Source organism: Dehalococcoidales bacterium, assembly GCA_030698765.1.
In the GTDB taxonomy this organism is placed as follows: domain Bacteria; phylum Chloroflexota; class Dehalococcoidia; order Dehalococcoidales; family UBA2162; genus JAUYMF01.
This window is the reverse complement of the sequence record JAUYMF010000105.1, coordinates 1-5,076: the sequence shown is the minus strand read 5'-3', so window position 1 is coordinate 5,076 and position 5,076 is coordinate 1. Positions and strand designations below refer to the sequence as shown.

The following is a 5,076-nucleotide window of genomic DNA, read 5'->3' as shown; positions in this document are numbered from 1 at the left end:
GTTAAGAAGATTGACCCCGGGGCGGTGGTGATTATGATGACCGCCTACTCGGTAGAAGACCTGGTCAAGAAGGCGATAAACGAGGGCGTTTATACCTGTATCTACAAGCCCTTTGACATGGAAAAGGTAATAGCCTTGATTACGGATACAATCAAGGGAAGGAAGGAGTAATGCCCGCGGACACTACCGTGATGGTGGTCGAGGATGATATCGGTACCCGGATAACCCTGTGCGGCATACTGGAGGATGCCGGTTACAGCGTTATCGAGCTGGAGAGGGGCGCCGATGCCCTCGAGATGATTCGTGGGTGTCCTTTTGAGGCCGTTATTACTGATATCAGGCTGCCCGACGCCAGCGGAATGGAGATACTGGAACTGGCCAGAGAAATGAATCCTGAAGCGATTGTAATAATGATGACCGGTTATGCCAGTGTGGAAACGGCAATAAATGCGGTAAATGATGGCGCTTATGCCTATTTTGTTAAGCCCATCAACCCCGACGAGATGAAGACCGCTATCGCTAACGCCCTGAAGCAACAAAGACTGGCATTGGAGAATAAGGGACTGGTAGCCAGTTTGCAGGACACCAACCATCTCCTGCTTGAAGCTAATGAAGAGCTGAAGAGAGCGACCGAGGCAAAGTCCGAATTCCTGGCTCACATGTCCCATGAGCTGCGTACCCCTCTTAATGTTATCATTGGTTTTTCCGAGCTGATGCTGGATAAAGTGCCCGGAGAGATTAACCGCGAGCAAAGGCAATGCCTGAATGATATTTTGCAGGGCGGCCGCCAATTGCTGAGTTTAGTCAATGATATTCTTGACCTGTCCAGAATAGAATCCGGCAAGATGGAGCTCCGGCTGGCGGATTTTGCAATAGGTAACCTGGTAGAACCGTTGAAGAGGGTTATGGTCCCCAGGCTGGCACAGAAGAAGCAGGAGTTTACGATCATGATAGGGGATGCGCTTCCCCCGGTGAACGCTGACACAGACAGGGTGGTACAGGTGCTCATCAATTTACTGAGTAACGCCAGTAAGTTCACCCCGGAGGGCGGCAAACTGAAGCTTGAAGCGGGCAGGGAAGACGGCTGTTGTTATGTCAGCGTAGTCGATAATGGAATTGGCATCGCCAGGGAGGAGCAGGAAAAGATATTCGAGCCTTTCTACCAGGCAGACAGCGCCGCAGTCAGAAAGAAGAATGGTACCGGACTCGGTCTGACTATTGCCCGGCAGATAGTAGAAATGCACGGCGGACGAATCTGGGTAGAGAGCGAATCCGGTGAGGGGAGCAGGTTCACCTTTACCCTGCCCTTTACCCGGTCCGGTGAATATGCTTAAACAGGGGGGAAAAAAAGATGGGGGAGAAGATACTGGTCGTCGAGGATAACCCTCAGAACATGCGGTTGATTGAAATGACCCTTGGCGCTGAGAAATATGTTCTGCTCAAAGCGACCAGCGGGGAAGAGGCGCTGGATATGGTCAAACGGGAGCAGCCAGACCTCATCATCATGGACATACAGCTTCCCGGAATGAGCGGCCTGGAGGTGGTCAAGGAACTGAGGGAAGCCCCGTCATTTAGCCGGACCCCTATCATCGGTCTGACTGCCTACGCCATGAAAGGGGACAGAGAGAAGGTGCTGGAGGCAGGGTGCAATATGTACCTGTCAAAGCCCATCAGTACCCGTGAACTACCCGGGATAATTTCCGGACTGCTGCGACAGCAGTCAAACGGAGGTGGAGGTGCTTGCCAAGAAGGTGCTGGTAATTGATGACGACACCACTTTTCTCAGGCTGGTTGACCAGATCCTGACCCGGCAGGGGTATGAGGTATTCAAGGTCGGTGACGGTCAGGAAGGACTGCGGCTACTCTTTGACGAGAGGCCGGATATCGTCCTTCTGGATGTGGTCATGCACGGGATGACCGGCTGGCAGATCTGCCAGCGTATCCGGGAAGTTACTGATATACCCATCATCATGCTCACCGGACAGCATAAGGCGGAAGGGGATATCGTGCGCGGGCTTGACTACGGTGCGGACGAGTACCTGTTTAAGCCGGTGGGCAACCGGGAACTGGTAGCCAGAGTGCGGGCCGCGCTGCGGCGAGTCGATTTGCCTTCGGTTAACGGAATGAAGCAGGGAGTTACCTACAATGATGACATCCTCAACGTGGATATCGCGGCACGGAAGGTCATGGTGCAGGGAGAGCGCGTGAAGCTGACGCCCCGGGAGTTCCGTCTCTTTGCGCTTCTGGTACAGAAGGCGGGCCATATTCTTACTCACCGAGAGCTTCTGGAGAACGTGTGGGGCTGGGAATATATCAATGACCTGGACTATGTGCGTATCTATATTTCCCATCTGCGGCAGAAGATAGAGCCAACCCCGGCTCTGCCCAGGTATATCCTGACTGAACCGGGAGTCGGTTACTATTTCCAGAAAGCCGCTTGATTCTTATTCTTTCAAACCGGTGGCACTCCAACACGACCGCAGCGAATCCGCTGCTATCTGCACTGCGACTGACCGTTTACCATTTTCATATTGGCATTTCGGCCGACTGCAATACTTTGTTTACTATCATTGCCACGACGATAGACTAACGAACCTCCACCCCTCGTTTTTTGAGTTGCGCTACAATACGTAAAGACTCTTCGTCAAGTGGGTTGCCCTCAAGAACCCAGAGAGTTTCCAGATTCGTTAAGTCCGCCACCGGAGAGATATCGGTTATGCCATTATTCCAGACTCTTAGCTGTACCAACTTCTCCATTGATGCTATTGCTGAAATATCTTCTGCCTGGTTCCCATTCGGCGGAGCGAGATTCAGAACCTCCAATTTTGTAAGCGCGGCTAACGGAGATATATCTTCTATCCTGTTGCCCCCAAGATCCAGGGTCTTCATTTCGGTCATAACAGCCAGGGGAGCAATGTCTTCTACCTGATTGAACATCAATGTGAGCGATATAAGGCCGGTAAGATTAGATAAGCTGGATATATCGGTTATTTTGTTACCGTTAAGGTCAAGGTTTACCAGGTTCGTTAAATTTTCCAAGGGTGATACTTCCTGAATACTGTTACCGGCCAAATTGAGAAAAAGCAGGTTTGTGAGTCCGGCAAGCGGGGATATGTCTATAATCTGATTACCGCTGAGTTGCAGGTCGGTCAGGCCGGTAAGTGAGGCCAGCGGCGATACGTCTGTTATACGATTACCGACCAGCCACAGCTTTGTCAGATTCTTGAGAGATGTCAGCGGTGAGATATCCTCAATTGCATTCCTGTGGAGTTCGAGCGAGATAAGCTGGGTAGCATGTCCCAACCCCTCTAGACTCACGATTTCCCTGTCACTCGCTTTCAGGGACATAAGGCCATCGAGGTCGGAAGGATAGATTACGCCTTCAGGTTTGTCTATTGCTTCTCTTATCACGCTTTCAAGGTTAGTGTCAGCGAATTCCACCGCTTCCTCATTCTTTGTGGCTGGATTATCGGTAGTCGCTGGGCCACAGGCAGCGAGAATAAAAGCGGACGATAGCGCTACAGCCAGTAGTATCCGGTTTGCCAGTGCAAGTGTGCTTTTCATGAATACTCACCTCTCTTTACATTGTCTTTTATCTCGTTATCGGATAACTCTCGATCCTCTGTTGATCACCTTGGTCCGTTCAATGCTGACCAGAAAGAACCACTGTTCATCCTGAAATTCCAAGGTTACCATTGCCCATCCTTCTCTGGTATGATCAGTTTCGCCGGTATCCATATTCCGTGTGACGACGATACTTTGCACCGCCTCTATTCTCTCAACGGTTGCTCCCTTATCCAGGAGTTCCTTGAAATTGTGGTCCAGTTTTGCTACAGATAAAACCTCTCCCCGCTCTTCGCCCGTAATATAATGCCGCTCCTCATAAATAGACCCGGTCGGGATAATATTGGTTATCTCTTTAATCACAGGTTGATTGCCCGTGGTATCGACCGTTGCGATGATAATAGTGCCTCCCCGGCTTTCAATCGTAATCTCTAAAAGATTTGTTCCTATATTGGAAACTGCGACAGCTTCCATCTCGTCATTTGCCAAGGCAGCCTGCACTTCCCGGCTGGCCAGAACTGTATCGATGGCCATCGCTGCTGCAGATTGGGGCTGGTTCGCCGGGATTATGACCGCGAATATGAAAATAAATATTAATACCCACGCCATCGAAGTGGCAATAACGGTCCTCCAGACCAGGGGCCGGAATTTCAGGAAGCTTAACCAGGCTAATCGGCCACGACGAGATTTAATTTCAGTGTATTCCTTGAGCAGGGCTGCTCTTAGTTCCCGCCGATGGACTTCCAGTGAGATATCCGGAAGGTATAGAGCTTCCAATCTTCTTATTAATTCTTCGTTCGTCATTTGTTCACCCGGGATTCCATCATTTTGCGTAACCGTTCGATGCCACGGTGGAGCAGAGATTTTACCGTCCCTTCCGGTTTCCCCAACACGCCGGCAATATGATTTATGTCCATGTCTTCAAAATACTTGAGAGTGATTACCTCCTGATATTTTGACGGAAGCTTTGAAATATATTGCTGAAGCTCAAGGTAATCTTCGTGCCTCCTGAGTTCACTCTCTCCTGCTATCAATTCTCCTCGCAAAGCAGCATTGCTTTCGTTCGCTGTTAATTCATAACTTACTATGCGCTTTTCTTTGTGATACTGGTTTACGATCTCGTGGTTCGCAATCCGGTAAAGCCAGTGTGAGAACGGAACTCCCTGCCACCGATAGTTCTTAATATTCCTCAATGCTTTAAGAAAAGTACCGGAGGTTATATCTTTCGCAATTTCGACATTTGCACAGCGTCTGAGAGCATAGCCGAATATCTGGTCATAGTACCGATCGTACAATTCACCAAACGCTTCAGGGGAGTATCTTGCTCGTTCGACCAGTTCTTTTTCTTGCTCCAGATCCATCCTCCAATTATATACAACAGATGAGCGGGGTAAAAAGTTGCACAAGAAAAATATCTGGCAGATGATAATCAGCCGATTGCAATGCGAAACATTGCTTAGGTTCTGGCACCCGCGGTTGACGCCTAAATAGGCTTATGCTAGTATTAAAGCA

Annotated in this window: 6 protein-coding genes; 3 read left to right on the top strand and 3 right to left on the bottom strand. The window is 49.8% G+C overall.

Annotated elements, in window-relative coordinates:
- The first annotated feature begins 170 nt into the window (after positions 1-170).
- Genes Q8Q07_05225 through Q8Q07_05215 form a run of 3 tightly spaced genes read left to right on the top strand, consistent with a single transcriptional unit; the run spans position 171 to position 2,441 of the window.
- The gene (locus tag Q8Q07_05225; GenBank protein MDP3879690.1) at positions 171-1,334 is read left to right on the top strand and encodes an ATP-binding protein; all 1,164 of its coding nucleotides are present in this window, start codon (positions 171-173) and stop codon (positions 1,332-1,334) included.
- A 17-nt stretch (positions 1,335-1,351) separates the two neighbouring features.
- On the top strand, positions 1,352-1,765 hold the full coding sequence (locus Q8Q07_05220) for a response regulator (protein MDP3879689.1): 414 nt from the start codon (positions 1,352-1,354) through the stop codon (positions 1,763-1,765).
- Complete coding sequence (locus tag Q8Q07_05215) at positions 1,737-2,441, top strand: response regulator transcription factor (protein ID MDP3879688.1); 705 nt, start codon at positions 1,737-1,739, stop codon at positions 2,439-2,441. Before Q8Q07_05220 ends, Q8Q07_05215 begins: the two co-directional genes overlap by 29 nt.
- A 145-nt stretch (positions 2,442-2,586) precedes the next feature.
- On the opposite strand, the gene Q8Q07_05210 is transcribed toward Q8Q07_05215, so the two are convergent.
- Genes Q8Q07_05210 through Q8Q07_05200 form a run of 3 tightly spaced genes read right to left on the bottom strand, consistent with a single transcriptional unit; the run spans position 2,587 to position 4,925 of the window.
- A complete protein-coding gene (locus tag Q8Q07_05210) occupies positions 2,587-3,564 on the bottom strand; it encodes a leucine-rich repeat domain-containing protein (protein ID MDP3879687.1) in 978 nt (325 codons plus the stop codon).
- A 36-nt stretch (positions 3,565-3,600) separates the two neighbouring features.
- A complete protein-coding gene (locus Q8Q07_05205) occupies positions 3,601-4,368 on the bottom strand; it encodes a hypothetical protein (protein ID MDP3879686.1) in 768 nt (255 codons plus the stop codon).
- Entirely contained in the window at positions 4,365-4,925 is a 561-nt protein-coding gene (locus Q8Q07_05200; protein MDP3879685.1) for a sigma-70 family RNA polymerase sigma factor, read from the bottom strand. The genes Q8Q07_05205 and Q8Q07_05200 overlap by 4 nt, the downstream gene beginning before the upstream one ends.
- Positions 4,926-5,076: the final 151 nt, after the last annotated feature.